Source organism: Streptomyces sp. NBC_00510 (genome assembly GCA_036013505.1).
GTDB lineage: Bacteria > Actinomycetota > Actinomycetes > Streptomycetales > Streptomycetaceae > Actinacidiphila.
Genome location: CP107851.1, coordinates 4,251,467 through 4,272,558 on the forward strand (window position 1 = coordinate 4,251,467; position 21,092 = coordinate 4,272,558).

30 protein-coding genes are annotated in these 21,092 nt (G+C 72.5%); 9 read left to right on the forward strand and 21 right to left on the reverse strand.

Going from position 1 to position 21,092, the window contains the following annotated elements; all coding sequences use genetic code 11:
- The first annotated feature begins 19 nt into the window (after positions 1–19).
- Positions 20–718, forward strand: coding sequence for a hypothetical protein (locus OG937_18790; protein ID WUD73582.1), 699 nt, complete (start codon positions 20–22; stop codon positions 716–718).
- 3 nt (positions 719–721) lie between these two features.
- Here the strand turns inward: OG937_18790 and OG937_18795 are convergent, their stop codons facing one another.
- Positions 722–1,606, reverse strand: coding sequence for a hypothetical protein (locus OG937_18795; protein ID WUD73583.1), 885 nt, complete (start codon positions 1,604–1,606; stop codon positions 722–724).
- 126 nt (positions 1,607–1,732) lie between these two features.
- Between OG937_18795 and OG937_18800 the strand changes: the two genes are divergently transcribed.
- Entirely contained in the window at positions 1,733–2,908 is a 1,176-nt protein-coding gene (locus OG937_18800) for a D-alanyl-D-alanine carboxypeptidase (GenBank protein ID WUD73584.1), read from the forward strand.
- Between the two features lie 30 nt (positions 2,909–2,938).
- Here the strand turns inward: OG937_18800 and OG937_18805 are convergent, their stop codons facing one another.
- From OG937_18805 to OG937_18845, 9 genes are all read right to left on the reverse strand, one after another.
- Positions 2,939–3,199: a hypothetical protein gene (locus tag OG937_18805; GenBank protein ID WUD73585.1), complete on the reverse strand. Its 261-nt coding sequence runs from the start codon at positions 3,197–3,199 to the stop codon at positions 2,939–2,941.
- A gap of 5 nt (positions 3,200–3,204) precedes the next feature.
- Entirely contained in the window at positions 3,205–3,396 is a 192-nt protein-coding gene (locus tag OG937_18810) for a hypothetical protein (GenBank protein WUD73586.1), read from the reverse strand.
- Positions 3,393–4,247: a peptidoglycan-binding protein gene (locus tag OG937_18815; GenBank protein ID WUD73587.1), complete on the reverse strand. Its 855-nt coding sequence runs from the start codon at positions 4,245–4,247 to the stop codon at positions 3,393–3,395. The genes OG937_18810 and OG937_18815 overlap by 4 nt, the downstream gene beginning before the upstream one ends.
- 116 nt (positions 4,248–4,363) lie before the next feature.
- Positions 4,364–5,014, reverse strand: coding sequence for a hypothetical protein (locus OG937_18820; protein ID WUD73588.1), 651 nt, complete (start codon positions 5,012–5,014; stop codon positions 4,364–4,366).
- A complete protein-coding gene (locus OG937_18825) occupies positions 5,011–5,304 on the reverse strand; it encodes a hypothetical protein (GenBank protein ID WUD73589.1) in 294 nt (97 codons plus the stop codon). Before OG937_18825 ends, OG937_18820 begins: the two co-directional genes overlap by 4 nt.
- Positions 5,297–7,705, reverse strand: a complete 2,409-nt coding sequence (locus OG937_18830) for a hypothetical protein (GenBank protein WUD73590.1) — start codon at positions 7,703–7,705, stop codon at positions 5,297–5,299. The genes OG937_18825 and OG937_18830 overlap by 8 nt, the downstream gene beginning before the upstream one ends.
- Entirely contained in the window at positions 7,692–8,522 is an 831-nt protein-coding gene (locus OG937_18835; GenBank protein WUD73591.1) for a hypothetical protein, read from the reverse strand. Before OG937_18835 ends, OG937_18830 begins: the two co-directional genes overlap by 14 nt.
- 93 nt (positions 8,523–8,615) lie before the next feature.
- Positions 8,616–9,605, reverse strand: a complete 990-nt coding sequence (locus OG937_18840; GenBank protein WUD73592.1) for a hypothetical protein — start codon at positions 9,603–9,605, stop codon at positions 8,616–8,618.
- A gap of 29 nt (positions 9,606–9,634) precedes the next feature.
- Positions 9,635–10,168: a hypothetical protein gene (locus tag OG937_18845; GenBank protein WUD73593.1), complete on the reverse strand. Its 534-nt coding sequence runs from the start codon at positions 10,166–10,168 to the stop codon at positions 9,635–9,637.
- Positions 10,169–10,293: 125 nt separating this feature from the next.
- Between OG937_18845 and OG937_18850 the strand changes: the two genes are divergently transcribed.
- On the forward strand, positions 10,294–10,977 hold the full coding sequence (locus OG937_18850; GenBank protein WUD73594.1) for a VWA domain-containing protein: 684 nt from the start codon (positions 10,294–10,296) through the stop codon (positions 10,975–10,977).
- 69 nt (positions 10,978–11,046) lie between these two features.
- Here the strand turns inward: OG937_18850 and OG937_18855 are convergent, their stop codons facing one another.
- The 5 genes from OG937_18855 to OG937_18875 form a co-directional block, all read right to left on the reverse strand.
- Positions 11,047–11,697, reverse strand: a complete 651-nt coding sequence (locus OG937_18855; GenBank protein WUD73595.1) for a hypothetical protein — start codon at positions 11,695–11,697, stop codon at positions 11,047–11,049.
- A 15-nt stretch (positions 11,698–11,712) separates the two neighbouring features.
- The gene (locus OG937_18860; protein ID WUD73596.1) at positions 11,713–12,048 is read right to left on the reverse strand and encodes a hypothetical protein; all 336 of its coding nucleotides are present in this window, start codon (positions 12,046–12,048) and stop codon (positions 11,713–11,715) included.
- Positions 12,049–12,113: 65 nt separating this feature from the next.
- A complete protein-coding gene (locus OG937_18865; GenBank protein WUD73597.1) occupies positions 12,114–12,404 on the reverse strand; it encodes a hypothetical protein in 291 nt (96 codons plus the stop codon).
- Positions 12,405–12,510: 106 nt separating this feature from the next.
- Positions 12,511–13,071 (reverse strand): phage tail protein, encoded by a 561-nt coding sequence (locus OG937_18870; protein WUD73598.1) that lies wholly within the window; start codon positions 13,069–13,071, stop codon positions 12,511–12,513.
- An 81-nt stretch (positions 13,072–13,152) separates the two neighbouring features.
- Entirely contained in the window at positions 13,153–13,557 is a 405-nt protein-coding gene (locus tag OG937_18875) for a hypothetical protein (GenBank protein ID WUD73599.1), read from the reverse strand.
- Positions 13,558–13,859: 302 nt separating this feature from the next.
- Here OG937_18875 and OG937_18880 point away from each other — a divergent pair, with 302 nt between their 5' ends.
- Positions 13,860–14,297 carry a hypothetical protein gene (locus OG937_18880; GenBank protein ID WUD73600.1) on the forward strand — a complete coding sequence of 146 codons (438 nt, stop codon included), beginning with the start codon at positions 13,860–13,862 and terminating at the stop codon, positions 14,295–14,297.
- Positions 14,298–14,376: 79 nt separating this feature from the next.
- Here the strand turns inward: OG937_18880 and OG937_18885 are convergent, their stop codons facing one another.
- From OG937_18885 to OG937_18895, 3 genes are read right to left on the reverse strand one after another with little or no spacing between them, the layout of a single operon-like run.
- Positions 14,377–14,592, reverse strand: a complete 216-nt coding sequence (locus OG937_18885; protein ID WUD73601.1) for a hypothetical protein — start codon at positions 14,590–14,592, stop codon at positions 14,377–14,379.
- Positions 14,589–15,284 carry a hypothetical protein gene (locus OG937_18890; GenBank protein ID WUD73602.1) on the reverse strand — a complete coding sequence of 232 codons (696 nt, stop codon included), beginning with the start codon at positions 15,282–15,284 and terminating at the stop codon, positions 14,589–14,591. The genes OG937_18885 and OG937_18890 overlap by 4 nt, the downstream gene beginning before the upstream one ends.
- A 48-nt stretch (positions 15,285–15,332) precedes the next feature.
- Positions 15,333–15,590, reverse strand: a complete 258-nt coding sequence (locus tag OG937_18895; protein WUD73603.1) for a hypothetical protein — start codon at positions 15,588–15,590, stop codon at positions 15,333–15,335.
- A gap of 242 nt (positions 15,591–15,832) precedes the next feature.
- Here OG937_18895 and OG937_18900 point away from each other — a divergent pair, with 242 nt between their 5' ends.
- Positions 15,833–16,282 (forward strand): helix-turn-helix transcriptional regulator, encoded by a 450-nt coding sequence (locus OG937_18900; protein WUD73604.1) that lies wholly within the window; start codon positions 15,833–15,835, stop codon positions 16,280–16,282.
- Positions 16,283–16,285: 3 nt separating this feature from the next.
- On the opposite strand, the gene OG937_18905 is transcribed toward OG937_18900, so the two are convergent.
- Together OG937_18905 and OG937_18910 are read right to left on the reverse strand one after the other, a co-directional pair.
- Entirely contained in the window at positions 16,286–16,729 is a 444-nt protein-coding gene (locus OG937_18905) for a DUF4234 domain-containing protein (GenBank protein WUD73605.1), read from the reverse strand.
- A gap of 144 nt (positions 16,730–16,873) precedes the next feature.
- A complete protein-coding gene (locus tag OG937_18910) occupies positions 16,874–17,401 on the reverse strand; it encodes a MarR family transcriptional regulator (protein WUD73606.1) in 528 nt (175 codons plus the stop codon).
- A gap of 67 nt (positions 17,402–17,468) precedes the next feature.
- Here OG937_18910 and OG937_18915 point away from each other — a divergent pair, with 67 nt between their 5' ends.
- From OG937_18915 to OG937_18930, 4 genes are all read left to right on the forward strand, one after another.
- Positions 17,469–18,722 (forward strand): MFS transporter, encoded by a 1,254-nt coding sequence (locus OG937_18915; protein ID WUD73607.1) that lies wholly within the window; start codon positions 17,469–17,471, stop codon positions 18,720–18,722.
- Positions 18,723–18,866: 144 nt separating this feature from the next.
- Positions 18,867–19,277, forward strand: a complete 411-nt coding sequence (locus tag OG937_18920; GenBank protein ID WUD73608.1) for a hypothetical protein — start codon at positions 18,867–18,869, stop codon at positions 19,275–19,277.
- Between the two features lie 5 nt (positions 19,278–19,282).
- Positions 19,283–19,819, forward strand: coding sequence for a DUF393 domain-containing protein (locus tag OG937_18925; GenBank protein WUD73609.1), 537 nt, complete (start codon positions 19,283–19,285; stop codon positions 19,817–19,819).
- A 10-nt stretch (positions 19,820–19,829) separates the two neighbouring features.
- Positions 19,830–20,537 (forward strand): TetR family transcriptional regulator, encoded by a 708-nt coding sequence (locus OG937_18930; GenBank protein WUD73610.1) that lies wholly within the window; start codon positions 19,830–19,832, stop codon positions 20,535–20,537.
- 48 nt (positions 20,538–20,585) lie between these two features.
- Here OG937_18930 and OG937_18935 read toward each other — a convergent pair whose 3' ends face one another.
- Positions 20,586–20,990, reverse strand: coding sequence for an ATP-binding protein (locus OG937_18935; protein WUD78810.1), 405 nt, complete (start codon positions 20,988–20,990; stop codon positions 20,586–20,588).
- Positions 20,991–21,092: the final 102 nt, after the last annotated feature.

Genomic DNA, 21,092 nt, shown 5'->3' on the forward strand with positions numbered 1-21,092 from the left:
CGCCACTACGATGACGCGCGTGGCTCGGACGGACAGGGAACGGGGGCGTCGTCCCGCCCCGTGGCTGGGTCTGGGCGCGCTGGCGCTCGGGAGCTTCGCCGTAGGGGACACCCTGCACCGGGTGCGCGTGGCAGCGGAGTGGGCCGTCACGTGGTGGCCCTGGCTGCTGCTCGCGCTGGCGGTACTCAACCTCGTACGGTCCTTCGTCGCCGTCAGCTCCCTCATAGCCCCTGGTGTCCTGGCCGCGATCGCTCTCGTGGGGCTCGCCCACGGGCACGCCGTCAGCGGCCGTGTCCTGGTGAACGTCGTCCTGCCCGTCTCACTCGCGGTCGTGGGCGTCGCGTTGCTGCGCCCCTCCGTTCGGCCGGGGGACGGGCGGTGGACGCGGTTCCTGTCCACAGGCCGCGTCCGCGGTCCCGGGGCGATCGGAGAACGCACCCGGCACCCGCGCCTGGAGCTGCGGGCCGTCGCCGGTGAGATACGGGCGGACCTCACCGGTTCGGCGCTCGACGGCGACGTGACCGTCCATATCACGGCGGTCGCGGGGCACGTGCATCTGACCGTTCCCCGGAGCTGGCCGGTCACGGTGCAGACGACGGGCATGGTCCTCACGCGGGTCACCGACTCAGGGCCGAGGGATGCCATCGACACGGACTCCGGTGGCGTGGGCCTGCATCTCCTGGGACTGGGCGGCGCGGTCAGCCTCGTACGGGCGTAGCGCTCATCGCAGACGGTCGGATATTTGCCGGAACAGGTCCCACTCACCATCGTGGTCGGGGAGTTCGTGGCCCAGCGCCTTGGCCAGATCGAGCCGGTGCAGGTCGTAGACGACGTACATCAGCCCCGCGTACGCCTGGGCGGCCGTCACCGCCCCCTTGTACGCGAGGGCTGCACCCGCCAGGGACACGGCGAGGAGCCACCACTGCCGCGGTTCGTCGTGGAAGGCCACCGCGCCGCACAGGGCGCAGGCGAGGAAGCAGTGGCACAGGTTCACCGCGGTGTCGAGGGAGTCCCGGGCGGAACTCAGCGCGGCGGCCAGGCGGCCGGAGACCTGCGGGAGGATCCGCGGCCAGGAGGCCAGCGTCGCCAGGCCGTAGCGCTCGCCGGCTCTGAGTTCGCCCGCGCGCAGGGCGTTTCCGAGGGCCGTGGGAAGCAGCACGTTGCCCGGGGGAAGCGCCGCCAGTCGCAGGACGGCCTGATGGCGGTCGCGTTCGAGGCGGGCGAGGGAGTCCCGCTCCCGTATCTGCTCGCCGAGACTCTTGCCCGTGGGGCTCTCCACGGCCGTGTTCTCGCGTGTGGTGGCGTCGAACAGGACCAGCCACCTGCGCCGCTGGTACTCCACCAGCACCCCCGCCAGCCGCGACGTCGGCGCCCACCGCTCCCAGTAGCCCTCCAGCACCCGGACGGCCCGTACCTGGAAAGGGTGCAGCAGCAGGCCGAGCAGTGCGGCGGAGGCGGAGATCGCGAGCACTGCGGCCGCGGCCGAGGCGGGGGTGGCGGGGAGGGCTTCGTGCCATCGGGTGCGGCCGGAGAACGCGCCCGCACGGGTGAGGGTCCAGGCGTATGTGACGAACAGGGCGCTCGGCGCGAAGTGCACGGCCAGCATCCGGCGCAACGGGTTCCCGCCCTTCCCCCATTCGCATCAAGGAACCCAGTATGCGCTGGGCCGACCGGTGTCCACAGCGGTGCCCCCGGTTCGGTTGTGGGGGGTCGCAGCTTGTACCGTCCCCCCATGGCCGCGACACCCCCCACACCGCCGCGACGTGCCGTCCTCGGACTCGGCGTGGCCGCCGCGCTGCTTCCCGCCGGGAAGGCGATGGCGGCCGGCAGATCCGTGGTCGGGGGCGAGCGGCTGGGGCGGCGCGGGGTGCAGGTGGCGGCGGGGGCGCCGAGGCTGCCGGAGACGAAATCCCTGTCGTGGATCGTCGCGGACGCCGACTCCGGTGACGTGCTGGCGTCGTACAACGCACACCGGCAGCTGCCTCCGGCGAGCACGCTGAAGATGCTGTTCGCGGACACGCTGCTGCCCCGCTTCGGCCGGCGGACCCGGCACGAGGTGACGCACGCGGACCTGGCGGACATAGGAGCCGGGAGCAGTCTGGTCGGGATCGAGGCGGGGATCACCTACACGGTCGAGCAGCTGTGGCTCGGGGTGTTCCTGCGGTCGGGGAACGACGCGGTGCACGTGCTGTGCTCGATGAACGGCGGGGTGGAGAAGACCGTCCGGGAGATGCGGGCGCGGGCGCGGGAACTGCAGGCGAACGACACGTATGTGGTGAGCCCGGACGGCTACGACACGCCCGACCAGCTGTCGTCGGCGTACGACCTGACGCTCTTCGCGCGGGCGGGGCTGCGGAACCCGGACTTCAGGTACTACTGCCGGACGCAGGTCGCGCGGTTCCCCGCGGAGAAGGGCGCGACCTTCGAGATCCAGAACACCAACCGGCTGCTGGGCGACTACGACGGCATGATCGGGGTGAAGAACGGCTACACCACCAACGCCGGGAACACCTTCACGGGCGCGGCGGAGCGCGACGGACGGACGCTGCTGGTGACCGTGATGCACCCGGAGTCGGGGTACGACGAGGTGTACCGGGAGGCGGCCGACCTGCTGGACTGGGGGTTCGACGCGGTGGGCCGCGTGGAACCGGTCGGGGAGCTGGTGCCGACGCTGAGCCAGGTGCGCGCGATGGCCGGGGGACCTCCCGGCGAGAGCCGCGGCCCGCGGCCCACGGCGGCGGGGGACGCGTCGAAGGGTTCCTCGTGGTTCGGACCGGCCGTGGAGACGGTCCTGGTGGCGGCGGTCGCGGCGTTCGTCCTGGCGATCAGGCGCCGCCCCCTGCCGCAGCGGGCGGCGGCCCGGGGGGACGCCGGGCGGCGCGGGCGCGGCTCGAGCCGCGCCCGCTGAGGTCGCCGTCCCGCGGCCGGGGTACGCGGCTCACCCGGCGAAGGTCCCGTAGGCGGCGACGACCAGCGCCAGCAACCCGGTGAGCGCTGCCACGGCGGGCAGCGGCCAGCGGGAACGCTCCAGCGCCTCGATGCGGTCCTCATGCTCGCCCAGCACCTTGTCGGTCTGGTCGGCGCGCTGCAGGAGCAGGGCGAGATCACCCCGCGTGGTGGCGAAGCCGACGTCGACGGAGCGGCGCAGTCGCTCGAGTTCGAGGGCGACCCCGAGGGTGCCTTCCTGATGCGTGGTCATCTGCCTCACCGCCTCAGCCAGGAGGGCAGCAGCCGCTCGACGGCGTCGAGGGACATCACGCGGGTGACGGCGGCCGCGACGGCGAGCACGGTGCAGGCGCCCGGCCAGGTCGCGTCGACCAGCAGCGGCGCGGCGGCGGCGAGGGCGACGCCGGTCTGGACAAGGGTGCGGATGGTACGCCGGTCGGCGTCGGTCATGTGGTCTCCTTCCTCTTCGGGACGTGCAGTCCGTCCCAACTGGTGCGGCCGGGGATGCCGTCGGCGTCCGCGCCGCCGTAGCCGAGCTTGCGCTGCCAGGCGGCGTAGGAGCGGCGGTCGGCTTCGGTCCACTCCGGCCCGGGCCCTTGCCGGTAGCGGCCGCAGCCGACGGCGACGAGGCGCCGGCCCATCGCCGTGACGACGTCGCTGCGACGGCCGGGCCGGAAGAAGGCGGCGCCCGGGAAGGGCTCGTACGTCCGCGCGGGCGGGGTTCCGAGCCGCTTGGCGACGCGCTCCCGCATGGCCGGCATCGGGAAGCTCGGATCGATCTTCCGTCGCGTCCATTCCTTGTGCCCGATGACGTGGCCGGCGCTCCAGCCGTGCACCCGGCACAGGGCGACGGCGGTCCTCTCCACGGCCGCCAACTGGGCGGCGGGGTAGGGGTCGTGGCCATCGCCCACGTTCTCGATCTCGAACCCGTAGAAGTGGGCGTTGCCGTCGACGGCGTCGGCACCGGGCTTCGCGGGCAGCGAGCGGCCGGCGCGGACGGCGTCGTACACGGCGCTCGAACCGCTGCCGGCGTGGTTGGTGCGCCCGTACCCGACCAGGTGCACGGTGCCGTCCTTGGCGATGACCCCGATGCACAGCGGTCCCGGCAGGTCGGCGCGGCCGGTCCGGCACAGGCCCACGCTGTCCCGGCCGGCGGTGTGATGCAGCATCACACCGTGCACCTGGCCCCAGGCGGCGACGTCGTTGCGGTTGTGGGTGCGCCAGTCGCCGTGTCCGGCGACGGTGACGCCTTCGGCATCGAGAGCGGCCAGGAATGCCGTCGCGGAGACGGGTGTGGCCATGGTTCCTCCTCTGATCGGTGGGACGGTGGGACGTTGGGACTGGGAACGGGAACGGGGAAGCCCCGGGCCGCCGTGTGCACGGCGGCCCGGGGTTCTGGGCCCGGGGGCGGACGGTCCTACAGCAGCGGGTCGATCCGGATGAAGCGGGTGTCGAAGTTGGCCGTGCTGGACGCGTTGCCGGAGCGGTAGGCGGGTGTGGCGGTGTAGCCGGTGCCCGCCGTGAGGCCCGTCACGAGGAACTGGCTGGACGACGAACCCCGGCCGGTGTTGGTGACCAGCGCCGCCCGGTCGTCGCTGGTGGCGAGGATCACCGCGTTGTCCGAGGCTCTGCGGACCGTGGCGGACATGTAGGAGCTGTACGCCCCCGAACTCCACATGTAGGCGCCCACCGTCACGATGACCTGGCCGGAGGCGGGCGCCGTGAAGGCGGCCGCCATGGGGTCGCCGACCGCGTCGGTCAGGGTCTCCGCGTACGTCGTCGAGTTCGTGGTGCCACCGTCCACGTTCACCCGGAACACCGGGACGGCCCCCACGGGTGCCCAGACGGTCCCGGTGTACTGCACCAGCCGTCCGGGGGTCGTCAGCCAGGCGACCATGCCGGCCACGGGTGCCGTGACCTTGGCGTCGCGCGACGCCGCGTCCGCGAAGCGCATCACGGTGCGGCCGTCCACGCCCTCCGCGAGCGCCCTGAGGTTCGCGGGCAGGTCGGCGGCGTCGGTGGCCTGGGGGTAGGGGAGATTGCTGATCGGGGTGTACTGCGTGCTCACGCGGTGGCCTCCGCTGCGGGCTCGGGTACGCCGCCGCCTTCGGCGGTGTACGGGGACGGGGTGGCTTCCTCCTCCTCGCCGGGGCCGTGCGGGGACGGCGGGTCCGGTTCCCCGTCCGGCGGCAGGCCGTCGCTGACCGTGACGGCGACCGGAAGGTCGGGCCCGTGGTCCGCGGCCGCGCCGACGCCGAGGTATCCGGCGAGTTCCGTCGTCACCGCGTCGGCCAGCTGCAGGAACTGGACGTCCGTCAGGGTGACGGGCCCGGGCGACCCGGGGGTGTTCTCAGGCATGGGTGCCCTCCTTGATGTCCCGCCAGGTCCGGCCGCCGGCCTTCACCTCGGCGAGGGTCGGATACGCGGCCGCCACCTGGGCGTACGTCTGCCACACCTCCGTCACCAGGGCCGCCGGGGCGTCGGGGGTCAGCCCGGAGTCCGCGGGGACCCCGTTGGGCACGGTCCCGCGCAGGGTCAGGCTCTGCCGCACCCCGCCGGCCGCCGTCGCCGAGGTCTTGATCCCGGTGACCCAGGCCAGGGTGTCCAGTCGGGCGCCGCTGGTGTCGACCAGCCGCACGACGTCGCCGAGCTGGATCCGCGGGTCGGGGAGCACCTCGACGTCGCCGATGACGGGGACGGGGTACTCGCCGGCCTTGCGCATGGCGTCGGCGAGCGACTGCGCGCCCCGCAGGTCCTGCACCCAGTCCGTGGCCTCGGCGGAGTACTCCTGGCGTCCGTAGAACCGTTCGCCGGCACTGCCCGCCACCCAGGATGTGGCGAAGCGCTCGGCCGGGTCGTCGGCCGGCTTGAGGGTCTCGAGGTGGACGGACGGCTCGCCGGTCTTCGTGACGGTGTAGAGCGTCTGCGCGCTGCGGTTGCTGAAGCGCACCACGAGGTAGCCGTCCTCGCGGCGGGTCAGGACGTCGACCGCGCCCTTGACCGCCGTCGCCCCGGCCGCGGGCGACGTCGCGAAGCGCACCGAGGACCCGGAGGTGGTGACGGAGTCGTCGTCGGTCAGCGGTGGTCCGATGTCGAACTCCTCCTCGGCCATCACGTAGCTGACCGTGACCGATCGGTTCGCGGGGATCTCCCGGATGGTGCCGTCGTCGTAGACGGTCCCGGTCGCCGCGCCGGTCTTGGACCAGTCCTTGGCGGGCTGGACGCAGTAGTTCCGGCAGGCGTCGATCTCCTCCGTGACGGTCAGCGCGGCGATGTCCCGCACGGTGGTCAGCGTGAGGTCGGCCGCCGTGGGGGGCTGGGCGAACCGGGTGTGGTTGCGCCAGCGGAATACGCCGAGCTCGTCGAACTCGGCGGTCGCCATGGTCGCCTTGGCGATCTGCGTCAGCACGTCCCACTGCGAGCCCGAGACGCGGGGGACGGAGACCAGCGGGAAGACCGCGTCGTCGAGGACCGCGCCCTTGGTCCAGGTGCCGGACTGGCCGAAGACGGCCGCGGCCGGCATCGCGGCCAGCCCGGAGGTCACCTGCAGCGATTCCACGGCCACGGTGGTGACCAGCCGCACCTGGTCCAGCTCGGCGGACTTCTGGAGGCCGGACGGCTGGACGTACGTGGCCGCCGTCCCCAGCAGCTGCGTTCCGTCGGGTGCGGTCAGCCTCGGCTGCACGGTGGGGTACACCGCGGTCCCGGTGCCCGCCGTGTCGAAGAACGCGCCGATGTGCCAGACGCCCCGCTGTGCCCTGATGGCCGGCCATGACCACTCGAAGTACCAGTAGCCCTGGTCCGAGCCCTCGGAGTAGAGGCGGACGGTGCCGGCGACGAAGTCGACGACCAGGCGCAGGGTGCCCGTCGCCGATCCCGTGCGGTTGAGCTGGAGGTGGATCTCCACCGTGTCGCCGATGCCGACGGCGTTGTTGACCCACGCCTCGGCGAACAGCCGGCTGCCCGGCACGGTGACCCGGCTGCGCGGGAACCAGGAGGTCGTCAGGCCCGTGGTGCCCGGCTCCAGCCCGGTGGGCACGAGCGCCATCTCGTGGGGCGCGTCCTGCCTGGTCCACGTGTAGTTCCGCGGATCGGGCAGCACCTCCGGCTGGCCGTAGGGCGTGGTGAACCCGCCGTGCAGCGTCGCGTGGACGAGGGTGAGCGGCTGCCCCTCGACGAACTCGGGGTAGCGCGCGGGCGGGGAGCTGTGGAGTCCCGCCTGCCGGAGGAGTTCGTCCACGCACCAGGTCGCCGAGGACACCGGGCGCTTCCGGAAGAACCCGATGTACGGCTTCGGCAGGACGGCGGGGCCGCGCAGCCGCTCGGCCCCGTCCAGCGCGGTGACCTTGACGGTGTCGCTGCCGGAGGCCGCGCTGCGGGCCCGGACCGTGCCGCGGAAGACGGCCAGGTCGTTCCCGCCGAGCCCCGCGGCGTGCACCACGGACTGGCCGGGACGGACGAGGTCTCCCGTGCTCCTGGGCGCCCACGGCGAGTACAGCTGCGGGCCGGACTGGTCGGCTCTGCCCTGCAGGTGTTCGTCCGACGAGACGGCCGCACCCGAGATCTCGAACTCGGCCTGGGCCGAGGCGCTGCCGGCGAACGCCCGCATCGCCTCCGGAAGGTCGGTCGCGTACGACCGGTCCACGCTCCACGACTGCACCTGGGCGCCGAGGTCCTTGCCGCCGAAGCGGGTGGAGTGGGACGTGGTCCGCTCGCCCTGCGCGAGGGCCGCGCCGAGCGCGTCGTCAGCCCGCTGCACCGGCCACCTCCACCAGGTCGATGCTCACGCCGCGGTACGGCAGCGGCTGGGCCGGCACGTCGCTGTACCCGGTGACCGCCATCGCGGGGCAGCCGTCGCCGGGGACGCCGTCCGCGGCGCCGTCGTCGTACGACAGGCAGGCCCCGGCGAGGGCGTACGTCCCGGCGGCCCCGGGCTTCACGCAGGGCGTCACGAAGGCCGCGCCCGGCGGTACGGTCCCCGCCACGTAGGCGCCGTTCGCCGACACCGACGACAGGTAGGCACCGGCGGCGTTCTTGAAGTCGAGGTTCACCGCGCACGTCGGCAGGGCGGCGATCGCCGTGGGGGCCCGGAAGGAGATCCGGGTGCCGGGCGCGACGGGGTGGTTGCCCCAGTAGCGGTGGCGCCAGGCGACCTTTCCGGCGGTGTCCGAGGCGGTGAAGGCGAAGACCCCGGGGGACGCCGATTCCGCAACGGTCCCCGTGCCACCGCCCACCACCAGGAACCACTGGCTGAGCCCCAGGCTCCCCGGCTCCCCCCGGCCGGCCGCCTGCAGGGCGTCCAGCATGTTGGCAGCCGCCGGGTCGAGCAGCGCGACCGGCCCGGTGCCGTCGGTGCGGCGGGCCAGCCGGTCCAGCACCCTGGCCTGCGCGGGCTCCAGCGTGTCCCAGCTCAGCTTGGTCCGGCGGTTGGCGCGCGCGTTGCGCACGACGGTCACCCGGCCGCCGAGCGACGTGAACTCCGACACGCCGAGGTCGGCGCTCCGGTCGAAGCTCCGTGCCGCGCGGTCGATCTCGTACAGCGAACCGGGCGGTCCGATCCACAGGTTCCTGCCCATGTGTCACCTCGTCTCTTGCCGTCAGGGCATGAAAAAGGCCGGCGACACGGTCGCCGGCGTCGAATCCGTACGAAGGGCGGAGAGGGGCGCGGCTCAGCGCCGCGCGAGTTGCCGGTTGCCCAGCGACACGGCCCGCGCGATGGTCTGCGCGTCCACCTGGACGACGACGGGGCGCTCCGCGAGCTTCTCCACGGCCGCCGCCAGCCGCGCCATGTGCGCCGGCGATCCGCCGCCCCTGCCGAGCATCTGCTCCAGCCTGCTGAGCGGGATGACCGCCTCGGCCTCACCGCCCTCACCGACCAGCGCCAGCGTGCCGCCGTCGCGGGCGGGGACGACACCGCCCTGGGCGAGGGTGGGGATGTTGGGGATCTGCGGGAGGTGGATCGAGAAGGACTTGCCGCCGATCACCGGCACCCAGCCCGGGATCGACACGTGGACCCGGTTCAGCGCGGAGATCATGTAGTTGATGCCGCTGATGTAGGCGCGGGGCAGCGCGGTGAAGGCGTTGATGATGCCCTTCAGAACGGACTTGATGGGACCCGCGTGGGACTTGATGGCACCGAGGATGGCGTTCCAGGCCCACTTCACGCCCTTGGCCAGGGCGGCGGACACCTTGTCCATGTTGATGAACTGGGAAATGATCGGCGCGAGCAGTGCCATGACGAGCCCGAACGGGTTCGCCGCCATCGCGAGGTTGAGCCCCCGCTGCGCGAGCGAGGCCCCCTTGAGCCCCTTCCCGAGGCCCCCCATGGACTTCCCACCGCGGTCGGCGTTCTTGCCGGCCTTCCCGACGGACTTCTCGACGGCGTCGGACTGACGCTTCACGTCGCGCAGTGCCTCCTCGGCCTTGCCGGAGGAACCCTTGAGCTTGTCGAGGGAGGTCTTGAACTTGTCGGTGCTCCCACGGGACTTGCCGAGGGCCGTGTCGGCTGTGCCGAGACCGGTACGCAGCCTGCCCACGGCGCCGCCGGCCGAGTCCGCACCCCCCTTGACCCGGTTCATCGCCGTCCCGGTACGGCTGAGGGAACCCCCCAGTCCCGCGAGCCGGGCATCCACTCCGGCAATGGCCTGCTTCAGATTCATGTCTGCCTCAATTCCCTTGTGCTGAGCGATCAGATCCCCGCGAGCGCCTGGCTGAGCCCCTGCACGGAGCCCCGCAGCTTGTTGAACTCCTCGCGCTTGCCGCCCCGGACACCGAGGTCCGCTCCCTGGCCGATGCCGCGCAGCCTGGTCCTGAGGTCACGGACATCTCTGTTCGCCCGGTCGGCCGCCGCCTGGGCGCTGGAAATCGCATGGTGCTCCGATTGGGCGAGGAACATCCGCCGTAGACGGTTGTCCAGTTCCCTCTGCTTCTTCTCGTCCTTCGCCTGCTCCGCCGCCTTCACGTTGCCGAAGGTGATTCTCTGAACACCGCGGACGCTGAGTCCCTTTTCGTCGATCTTGACGAAGCTGTAGTCGACCTTGAACAGCTGCGCGGTGGCCGCCACCACTGCGACGGCGGCCTTCAGTCCCTCGACGTCACCCTTGATTCCGGTCATCGAATGACTGATTCCGGTCGTCGTGAGGCTTATTCCGGTCAGGGCCTTCTTGATTCCCTCCGTTTCCTTGCGTACGAAGTAGAGGTCTTTGTCCACGTCAAAGCCCATGCGAACTCCTGTAGTCCTGGTTGCATCGACGTCGGGCGGCGTCATAGCCTCCCGACATGGCTGCCGGAGAGCTGCGTCCACCGGGAAAGGGCGCGAACCCCCGCAAAGGGATTTTCGCTGCCTCCATGGCCACCCGGATCAGCGGAACGAAGCGGCATTCGACCCGTGTCGTCCTCGCCCTCCCCGGCGCACACCGCTATCCGTTCGAGACCGGCGTCATCGCCGACATGGCCCGCAGAGCTGCCACGCTGGGCGGATTCCTGGCTCCGGGGGCGGGCGTGGACGTCTGGATGTACACCTCACGGCCGCACCGCCTTCCGGAGCTCCGCCTGCCCCAAGCCGCGGGGTGGATCGCCGACTGGGCGGTGCTCCCACGCGAGCCGCTGCTCTCCCGGGACGCCGTGCCGGGCAATCCCCTGGCCCGGCACGCGGAGCGCTACGAACTCTTCGGCCCCGAGGACGCAGCCGCGGCGATCCGGGAGATCGCGCGCAGTCTCGGCGCGGACGACGGCCCGGCCCTCGTGCTGTTCTTCGTGTGGGGATTCCACTCGGAGGGTCCCGGCTTGGCCGACCAGCTCGAAGCGGCGTCCGGTGGGAACGTCTTCTGGCAGTTCGTCGGCGACACCGGCATGGGGTCGTCCGTCCTCGACCGCCTGGACACGCTGCGGGCCGAAGCACCGCACATCGCCAACCTGGACCTCTACCAGGGATGGGACTCGATCCAGGAGACGCCCGAGTATCTCTTCTTCCGCGGCGTACTGAAGCCGTTCGTCCGCTGGCGTAAGGCCCGTCCCCGGCCGGTGAACTGAGTGAGTGACAGGTCCCGCTGAAGACAGGGCCGACCGCGCAACCACGCGCCACCCCGGACCGCGCCGGCCTCACGCCGTCTCGTACGTACCGCTGACGCGGAGGAAGCTCCCGCTCGAGAACGCCGTGCCGAACACGCCGCCGCTGCCGACCTGGTTGAGGGTGGACGCGCTCGTCGAGCCCGGCGCCCACACGGTGAAGCCGGTGGCTCCCGAGGCGGCGGTGAGCTGGCCGCTGACGAGTGCGCGGCCCGTGGAGTTGGAGGCGTTGCCGACGAACTGGACGAGGGTGCCGGTGGCGCCGGCGACGACGGGCAGGCCGAAGGTGTAGGCACCGCTGCCGTTCGCCGTGGTGGCGCCGACGGCGAGGTACATCTGGAAGTGGCAGGTCCTGCCGACGAGGGCGTAGCGGCCGGCGATCGTACCGTCGCCGATCGCGGGGTTGGTGGTCGCGGCCGTCCATGTGGGGGTGTAGCCGTTCCAGACGCCGAGCCCGACCCAGGCGGTGCCGGTGCAGTAGGTGAAGCAGCCGGGAGCGGTCAGCCAAACGAGCATGCCCGCGGCGGGTGCGGTGATCTTGGCGTCCCGCGTCGCCGCGTCGGGGAAGCGGAGGACGGTACGGCCGTCGGCCGCCTCGGCGAGGGCCTTCACGTGGGCCGGCAGGTCGGCGTTGTCGGTGGACTGCGGATACGGAAGCGCGCTGAGCGCCGTGTAACTGGTCACGGATGGATCGGCCCCTCAAGCGAAGAAACGGATCAACTGCGCGGGCGTGGGGTTCTCGGGAACCGGCGACGGGCCCTGGTCCGCGCCGGGGCCGGTCCCGGCGCCGGGGCGTGGGACGGGCGGGGGGTACTCGAGCGCCTCCGCGTCCTCGTCGCGGTTCACGGTGGCGAACATCCAGTTGGCCTCGGCGAGGTGGTCGACCACGTGGGCGAGCAGGTGGTCGCCCACCGACCAGTCGGCGGCCTCCCCGTGGATGCGGCGCAGGGTCGCGCTGTCGCGTGGCAGGTGCCGGACCAGCACCGCGAGCCGGCGGGAGGACAGCCGGCCGCGGTGCCAGTCCAGCAGGTCCACGCCGTAGTGGCGGAGCAGGTCCGCCTCGAGCGCCTCGGCGTGTTCGTCGACGAACCCGCCGAGGCTCAGCCTTCCCCCAGGCCGAGCCCGGTCTCCTTGCCGTAGGCCTCCAGGATGGCCGCGATGTCCTGCATCGTGACCTCGTGGCGGTCGAAGCGCTCGAACTGCGAGTCGCCCAGGAGCAGTTCGAGCAGCCCGTCCACGTCGTTGTCGTCCAGGGCCCGCAGCTTGCGGGCCGTGGAGCGGCCGAGCTCGGTGGGGAGCTCGAAGGTGTCACCGTCGACGGTGAAGGTCCAGGAGCGGCCGAGCGCCTCCAGGCGCTGGGCCCGGGCTGCGCTGACGTCGAAACCGGCCATGGTGGATCCCCTCTGTGATGGGTGGGTGGAGCGGAAGGTGCGGGACGGGGGCCGGACCCGGGGCCGGTGGCGTGACGCCACCGGCCCCGGCGGTCGGACGGGGCGCCTACGCGTAGGAGGCGTCCTTCATGAGGATCGTGGCCAGCGGCTTGACGTCGTCCACGGCGAGCGCGGTGAAGGTGACGCCGAGCTTGACCGACGAGGTGCGGTTGAGCGTGATCTCCTCGGTCTCGGTCACCTGGCCGCGCGGGATCACGAAGCGGTAGGTGACGTTGGCGCCGTCGGTGAACTCGATGCCCATCGCCTTCTCGTTGAACTTCGGCGCGCCTGCCAGGTCGTACTTCCACTCCGTGCCGGAGGCGGCCACGCTGTCGCCGCCCATGAAGAAGGGCAGGGTGTCCTCGTTGAGCTGCAGCAGCTGGAACTTCACGCTCAGGTCCCGGTCGGAGTAGATGAACCGCGCCGGGCTGACGGACTGCCAGGTCTCGACCGGGTCGAGCTTGTCCTTCTTGTTGAACTTGATGCCGTCGGGCGAGGTGTAGCCGAGGTCCTTCCAGGCGGCTGCCCAGGCGACGACGGTGTCGGCCGGGGCGGCGGTGCCGACGGGGGCGACGAGGATGCGGCCGGTGCCGGCGACGCGGATCTCGGAAGAGTTGTTGCCTGCCATGCTGAACTCCTTGCCGGGGATGCGGATATGACGAAGGCCCCGCCGGACGGCAGGGCCTGATCAGAGGTGAGCGCCGGGCGCTCAGGCGGGCCGGATGTACAGCCGCGTCGTGGAGTAGTAGCGGTTCGCGGCGGCCCGGTTCCAGTCGGGCAGCCAGCGCGGGCCGTCGGCCTCGACGACGTCGGTGACGACGGCCGTCCCGTAGGTCGTCGCCCGCAGCGCCTGCACGGCGGACCGGGCGGACAGGGCCAGGGTGTGGGCGGCCGTCTTGGTCGGGCCGTAGACCTCCAGGTCGACCAGCGGCTGGTCCAGGTGCGCGTCGTCGATCCAGGCCCCTCCCGCACGGGAGACCAGCACGACCGGCTGGGTGCCGTCGAAGCCGGCGGGCGCGGCGTTGTCGACGGTCGCTCCGGTCAGTTCGGGGCGGGCCTTCAGGAAGTCGACGACCAGCTTCTCCACATCGGGGAAGACGGGTGGATTGGGCAAGGGTTTCTGCTCCCTTCGAACGGTGGCGGCGGCTCCGCGGTGCGAGCGGTGGGCCGCCGTCCAGCACGAAGCGGCGGTCCGTCGCCCGGTCCCGGGCACAGCTCCGCCGCTGCATCCATGGTGATTGATTGCGCTCGCGCGCGCAACTTGAATCGTCTCCGCAATGGCTGGATCCGTGGACCGAACCGCGCCGCCCGAGGATTGGCGGCACCCGAAAGTGGTGAACACGTGTTTGAAGGACGTCTGGGTCCGGCGACGCTCGACCGCCGCTCGGCACCAGGGGGCAACGGGGAGGGAGTGCCGTGCCAGGCACGGAGGACATGCACGAACCGGCGGAGCACCGGGCGCGGGAGCGCACGCAGGAACACGCACAGGAACAGGCCCGGCCGGCCGCTCCGCCGGCCGCCCGGACACTGACGGAGGCGGAGGCCCGAGGGCTCATCGAGGAGATCGTCCAGGCGTGCCTGCCCGAGGGCCTCGTGGCCGTCACCCGCTCCCACCTGGAGGAAATCACTCTGCGCGCCTACGCCCACGGCTGGCAGGACGCGATGAGCCAGTACGAGGAGGAGGCGGAGACGGAGCGGGAGGACGGCGTCGCCCGTCCCCGGCCGGGGGACTTTCCGCGGCTCGTGAGCCCGGCGCCCGACACGGCGTCCGCCCCGCCGGGGCCCGCGCCGGCTCCCCGGCCGCGGCGCCCGCGCCGCCCGCCCCGGGGTCTGCCGGGGGCGGGCATGACCTGACGCCGGCCGGTCCCCGGACACGACGCCGCCCCGCGTACCTCCTCGGGTACGCGGGGCGATGCAGGGAGATGTCGTGGCGTCAGGCGCGCCGCGTGGGCGCTTTTCGGCCACGCGCCACCCGTTCGGCGGCGAACACGTCCTCCAGCCGGTACAGGCTCGCCCGGCCGCTGCGGCCGGCCGCGGCCAGGTGCCCGAGCTGCACCCACTTGCGGACCGTGGCCGGGACGACCCCCGTCTCCCGTGCGGCGGACTCGCCGTTGATCAGCGTCGGGCCGGGGTACCGCGCGCTCCTCACACGGCCTCCCGGTCCACGAGGCCGGCGATCGCCGCCGGATCCAGGGGAAGTTGTCCCCATGCGGTCTCGGCCCAGGTGTGACGGTGCGCGGGGTCGTCCGCGCAGCCGCAGTCCTCGTCCGTGCAGCGGCACCCGGGGTTCACGCAGAGCACCGTCCTCCGGGCGGGAAGGGCTCGCAACGAGACCGAGTCGCACCAGGGGCAGCGTCCGTCCACCCGGACCAGGACCTCGGTCTCCCCCAGCACCGACCCGCAGCGGCGGGCCATGCGACGGCATTCGTCGAGGACGTGCGCGGCCAGGACGGGGTGCTCGGCGACCCGGTCGAGCAGGCCCGCGATCCGGCCCAACCGCTCGGGGACGGGGGCACGGCGGGCACGGCCGAGGCCGAGCTTGTCCCGGACGGCCTCCTCCAGTTCGACGACGCCGTCGGTGATGTCCCGCAGGGCGTCGGACACATGGAGCCGCAGCGGAGCGGCGCCCCCGCCGAGCACCCACTCGCGGTCGGTCCGGTCCTCCCGGTCGCGTTCCGCGAGCGTCCGCAGCGCCTGCGGCGTGAGGGGGTCCCTGGACGGGCCCGCGGAGCCGGGACTTCCGGGAACGAGTTCGCGGACGAGCTCGGGGAACTGGCGCCGGAGGATGTCGAGCCACCGGACGGCCCGGGCGGTGTGCTCGGTGGCGAGGTTGCAGGTCACGTGACGATTCCTTTCGTTGCGGACGGCGGTCCCGGGACTCACGCGGACTCACGCGGACAGGCCGGGCGCCGGCGCCACCGCGGTCACCCGGCCGTTGCGCCACAGGCGGCCCGCGCAGACGCCGTCGAACCAGCTGTGCTCGGGGTCGACGACCTCCTCGCACCCCGCGCGGATCGGGCACCGGCCGCAGGCGAGCAGCGCCGGCAGCGCCTCCCGGGCGTGCCGGGCGAAGACCACGGAGGGCGGCAGACCGGCACAGGCGGCGGCTTGCGGGGGCTGAGGTTCGTACGGGGAACGTAAGGACACGACGGTCGGACCCTCCGACGGTTGACGTTGCGAATTCGAACATACTTTCGCATGTTGCGAACGCGCACGCAACAAATTTGTTCCCGGCGCAGGCCTACGGCACGTGCCTGAGGAATATGCCCGACATCCCGCGGACCAGGGGCGCCCTGAACACGGGATCTTCACCGATGCGAACGCGCAACGGTACATTTCGTGCGCGCACGCTGGTTATCGTGAAGAAGCAAGAGGGAGGAGCCCCACAGGTGCCGAGCGATGCCGACCACATCGAAGAGTTCGCCGACTGGATCGAAGGCCTCATGCGCGGCCGGGGGTACGACATCGACAGCCCGCGCGGGGGCGGCAGGTCGAAGCTCGCGGACGACGCCGGGGTGCACCGCGCGGCCATCACACGGCTGCTGCAGCGGCAGAGCATGCCGGATCTGGAGACGATGCGCGGGCTCGCCCGTGCGCTCGGCATCCCCGTGCGCGACGTGCTCGTCCGGTCGGGCAAGCTGACCGAGGACGACCTTCCCCGGCCGGACGTCCACGCTTCGGGCGCCGGCCCCGCGGGACCTCGGATGACCGCCGCGCAGGCGGCGGACGCCCTGGGCATCCCCGAACACCTGAAGGCGGCGTTCATCCAGGTGACGGAGCAGTTCACGCGCCCCGACCGCGCCGCGGACCTGGGAGCGGGAGACCGCGCGACGGGCTGAGCGTCAGTTGCGGGCGACCCAGACCTGGTTGAGCTGCTCCTGGTAGTAGAAGGAGGTCAGCCCGAACGCGGGGGCCAGCAGCAGTCCCTTGAGGCCGGAGACCGTGTCGTGGAGGCCCGCGCGGCGCTGGGCACGGGCGATGCGGCAGCCGGTGTTGTAGAGCGAGACGACGGCGGGCACGAGCAGCAGCGCGCCCAGGCTGACGGCGAGCACGGCGAGGGCGGGGCGGACCTTGATGCCGGGGTCGAATTCCCGCAGTTCCTTGTTGGCCCGGTAGTACCAGACGAGCCAGTACACGCCGAAGGTGAGGGACCCCAGGAGCCAGACGGCCCCGGGGCGGCGCATGTCGCCGGACGGCGTGGCGAGTCCCACGCCCCCGGAGACGGGGAAGCCCGGGAAGGGTCCCCGCGGGTAGGGGAGGGTCCGGTAGCGGTCCTCGTCGAACATGCTGCCCCCAGGTCGGGCCTTCGGCCGGTGACGGAGCGGTTGCGTGCCGAAGAGAAGGTAAAGCTACTCGGCGGTTCGGCGGCCTGTCAGCGGGGAACGCTCACAAATTTCGCACAGGATGTCGGATCTTCCCGGATCCTGTGTTCAGCCGCCCTCCGCCACCACCATGACGCGTCGCAGCAGGTCGGAGAGGTAACGGCGTTCGTCGGCGTCGAGGGTCCCCAGCAGCCGGTACTCCTCGTGGCCGAGGACGTCCATGGCACCGAGCCAGGTGGCGCGGCCGTCGTCGGTGAGCTCGACGTCGACGCGCCGGCGGTCGGCGGTGGAGTGGGTGCGCCGGACGTGGCCGCGGGCCTCCAGCGCGTCGAGGCGGCCGGTGACGGACGCGGGGGCCAGGTCGAGGTCCGCGGCGAGTTCGGACGGGGCGGCGCGGCCGCCACGCCCGGCGAGGGCGTGCAGGGTGTCGAACTCGTGCCGCTGCAGGCCGAAGTCGACCAGCGACTGCTCGCGGACCTTGCGCAGGTGGCTGGTGACGAGCTTCATGCGGGTGACGGCGCCCTCGATGTCGGGGTCGAGGTCCGGCAGGAGGGGCAGCCAGCGCTCCACGTGCCCGTCGGTCCAGTCCCGTTCCACCGGGGCTCCCACGGCGTCGGCGTCGGCGTCTGCGTCCATGGCCGAATCCTACGGCGCAGTATATTTCGGTGGCGAATGATTCGGTGCCGAAATACATTGCGGTGCCATGACGACCACGCATCCCCTCCGGCTCCGCGGCTTCCGGCTGCTGTTCGCCGGACGCACCCTGTCCCTGCTCGGCGACGGGGTCGTGCCCGCCGCACTGGTCATCGCCGTGACCCGGGCGACCGGCGACGTCTCGGCCCTCGCCCTCGTCCTGGCCTGCGCGATGGTGCCCAAGCTGCTGCTCCTGCCGCTCGGCGGGGTGGTCGCGGACCGCTTCGACGCCCGGCGCGTGGCGCTCCTCACCGACCTCGTACGCTGCGCCGCCCAGCTCTTCGTCGGCTTCGAACTGCTCGGCGGCGACCTGTCGCTGGCCCCCATCGCGCTCGCCGAGGCGGTGGGCGGCACCGCCTCGGCGTTCGCGATGCCGACCCAGTCGCCGCTGGTCGCCGGCACGGTGACCGACGGGGCGGCGCGGCAGCGGGCCAACGCCCTGATGGGCGTGGCGAACAGCGCGACCCGGCTGTGCGGCCCGGCCCTGGCCGCGGCGCTGATCTGGGCCGCCGGCCCCGGCCTGGCCTTCGTGCTGGACGCGGCCTCCTTCGCGGTGAGCGCCGCGCTCCTTGCGGTGCTGCGGGTCGAGCGGACCCCGCTGCCCCGCGCGTCGATGCTCGCGGACCTCAAGGAGGGCTGGAGCGAGGTCCGTTCCCGCGACTGGTACTGGACGAGTCTGGTCGCGCACGCCGTGTGGAACGGGGCAGCCGCGGTCCTGACCACCCTCGGCCCGGCCGTCGCGATCCACCGGCTCGGCGGCGAGGGCGTGTGGTTCTGGGTCCTGGAGGCCGGGGCGGTCGGCCTCGTCCTCGGCTCCCTGCTGGCCGCGCGGGCCCGTCCCCGCCGTCCCGTGCTCGTCGCCAACCTGGGCCTGGCGACGTACGCGCTGCCGCTGACCCTGCTGGCCCTCGCCGCCCCGGCCCCGCTGCTCGTCGCGGCGTACGGGCTGGCGCTGACCGCGCTCGGCTACCTCAACCCGGTCTGGGAGACGGTCGTCCAGCAGCAGGTGCCGCCGCGGGCACTGGCCCGGGTGACCTCGTACGACTGGCTGCTGTCGCTCGCCGCGATGCCCGTGGGCTACGCGCTGGCCCCGCTCGCCGCGAACCTGTGGGGCTCGGCGGTCCCGCTGGCGGTGTCGGCGGCGCTGGTGGCGGCCGCCTGCCTGGCGACCGCGGCGGTGCCCGCGGTGCGGGCGATCGGGTCCCAGGTCCACGCGGAGCCGGCCGCGCCCGTTCCGGCCGCCGACCGGACGGCGAAGGGCTGACCGCGAAGGGCTGACGGCCCCGGGACGGGGCGCACCCGCCCCACGGCCCCTGCGGGCCACCGCACTTCTTGCTTGAACATGTTCAAAAACAGGTCTACAGTCATCGGCAACGGGTTTTGAACACGTTCGAAAAGGGTGGGACCCATGGACCTCACGGTCGTCGCATACGTCATCTACCTGCTCGTCAGCGTCGCGCTGACGGTGTGGGTGGCCCGGACCCTCAGCCGGGCCGGCAAGGTCTTCCTCGAAGACGTGCTCCACGGCAACGAGAAGCTGGCCGACGCCGTCAACCACCTTCTGGTGGTCGGCTTCTACCTCGTGAACCTCGGCTTCGTGGCGCTGTACCTGAAGAACGCCGACCAGGTCGGGAACGCCCGCGAGCTCTTCGAGGCGCTGTCGGTCAAGCTCGGTGTCGTCCTGCTCGTCCTCGGGGTGCTGCACCTGTGCAACGTGTACGTCCTCAACAAGATCCGCCGCCGGGGCGTCATGGACCGCGAGCAGATCCCGCCCGTCCGCCCGCAGGGCTGGACCGCCCCCGCGCGGCCCGGGGCGTGACGGCGATGGACCGCACCCCAGCGACCGGGGCCGCTCCGGCGGCCCCGGTGCCGGTCCGTCTGCTGACCGTCCTGTACGACCCGGACTGCTCGCTCTGCTCCTTCGTCCGCCGCTGGCTGGAGCGCCAGCGGCAGATCGTGCCGCTGGACCTCGTCCCGCTCGGCTCCGACGAGGCCCGCCGCCGCTTCCCTGAGCTGGACCACACCGCGACCCTGCGCGAGATCACCGTCGTCGGGGACTCGGGACAGGTCTACCGCGACGACGCCGCCTGGCTGGTCTGCCTGTGGGCCCTGGCCGAGTACCGGCCGATGGCGCACCGCCTCAGCACCCGTGCCGGAGCGCCCGTCGCCCGGGCCGCCGTGCTCGCCGCCGCCCGCTACCGGGAGGCGCAGTGGGGTGGCGGGGCCGCCGCGACGGGCTGGGGCGGCCGTGTGTACCCCAGCGGCGAGGGCTGGTCCTACGACCCCAAGGACGGCTGGACGCACCGTGCCCCGGGCGCCGTCCCGGACGCCTGCGCGGACGGCTGCGCCCCGCCCGGTTAGGCTCACGGACGTGGAAGAAGCACCCCCCGGCACGACCTCCGGGGCACCCCGGCCCCCCAAGAGCGAGCAGACGCGCGCCCTGATCCTCGAGACGGCCATGCGGCTGTTCGAGGAACGGGGCTACGACAAGACGACGATGCGCGCCATCGCCAAGGAGGCCGGGGTCTCGGTCGGCAACGCCTACTACTACTTCGAGGGGAAGGAGCACCTCGTCCAGGGCTTCTACGACCGCCTCGCCGCCGAACACGCGGCCGCGGTCCAGGGCCTCCTGGACGGCGGCGGGGAGAGGGACCTGGCGGCACGGCTGCTCACCGTCATGACCTCCTGGATCGACGTGGCCCGCCCCTACCACCAGTTCGCCGCGCAGTTCTTCAAGAACGCCGCCGACCCGGCGAGCCCGCTCAGCCCCTTCTCCCCCGAGTCGCACCCGGCCCGCGACGCCGCCATCTCCATCCACGAACGGGTGCTCTCCGGCTCCGACATCAAGGTCGACGCCGAACTGGCCGAGGTGCTGCCCGAGCTGATGTGGATGTACCAGATGGGCATCGTCGTCTACTGGGTCTTCGACCACTCCCCCGACACCGAGCGCACCCGCCGGCTGGTCGCGCGGACCGCTCCGCTGGGCGCGCGGATCCTCAGGCTCTCCCGCTACCGGCTGCTGCGGCCGATCGTGCGTGAGATCCGCGAGCTGCTCTCGGAGTTCCTCTTCCGGCGCTGAGCCGGCCCGCCGCTCCCGCCGCTCCCACCGGTCCTACGGCGCACCCCGTCAGCCCACGGCGGGCTCGGCCAGCACCGCCCAGACCGTCTTGCCGTACCGGCCGCGCTCCCGGACGCCCCAGGTGTCCGAGAGCGCCTGCACCAGCCGCAGACCGCGCCCCGACTCGTCGCCGTCCCCCGCCTCGCGCGGCACGGGGCGGGACTGCGCATCGCCGTCGGAGACCTCGACGACGCACGAGCCGTCGCTGTGGACGGTCACCGCCACCTCGAACTCCCGCTCCAGGAGCGGACTGTGCCGTACGGCGTTGGTCGCCAGCTCCGACACGACCAGGACGACCGACTCGACGGTCTCGCCCTCCTGCTCCCAGCCCTCCAGGTGGTCACGCACCCGGTGTCGGGCCAGCCCGACCGAGGTCGGGTGCCGGGGCAGCCGGAACGCACTGCGCCTCATCAGGTCACTCTCCCCATGAGCGAACGCCCCCCTTCCGTTGCGCCATCCCTTACCAGTTTCGACGCGGGGAATGCGCTCCGTGTCGGATTGTTCTCACTCGGTGAG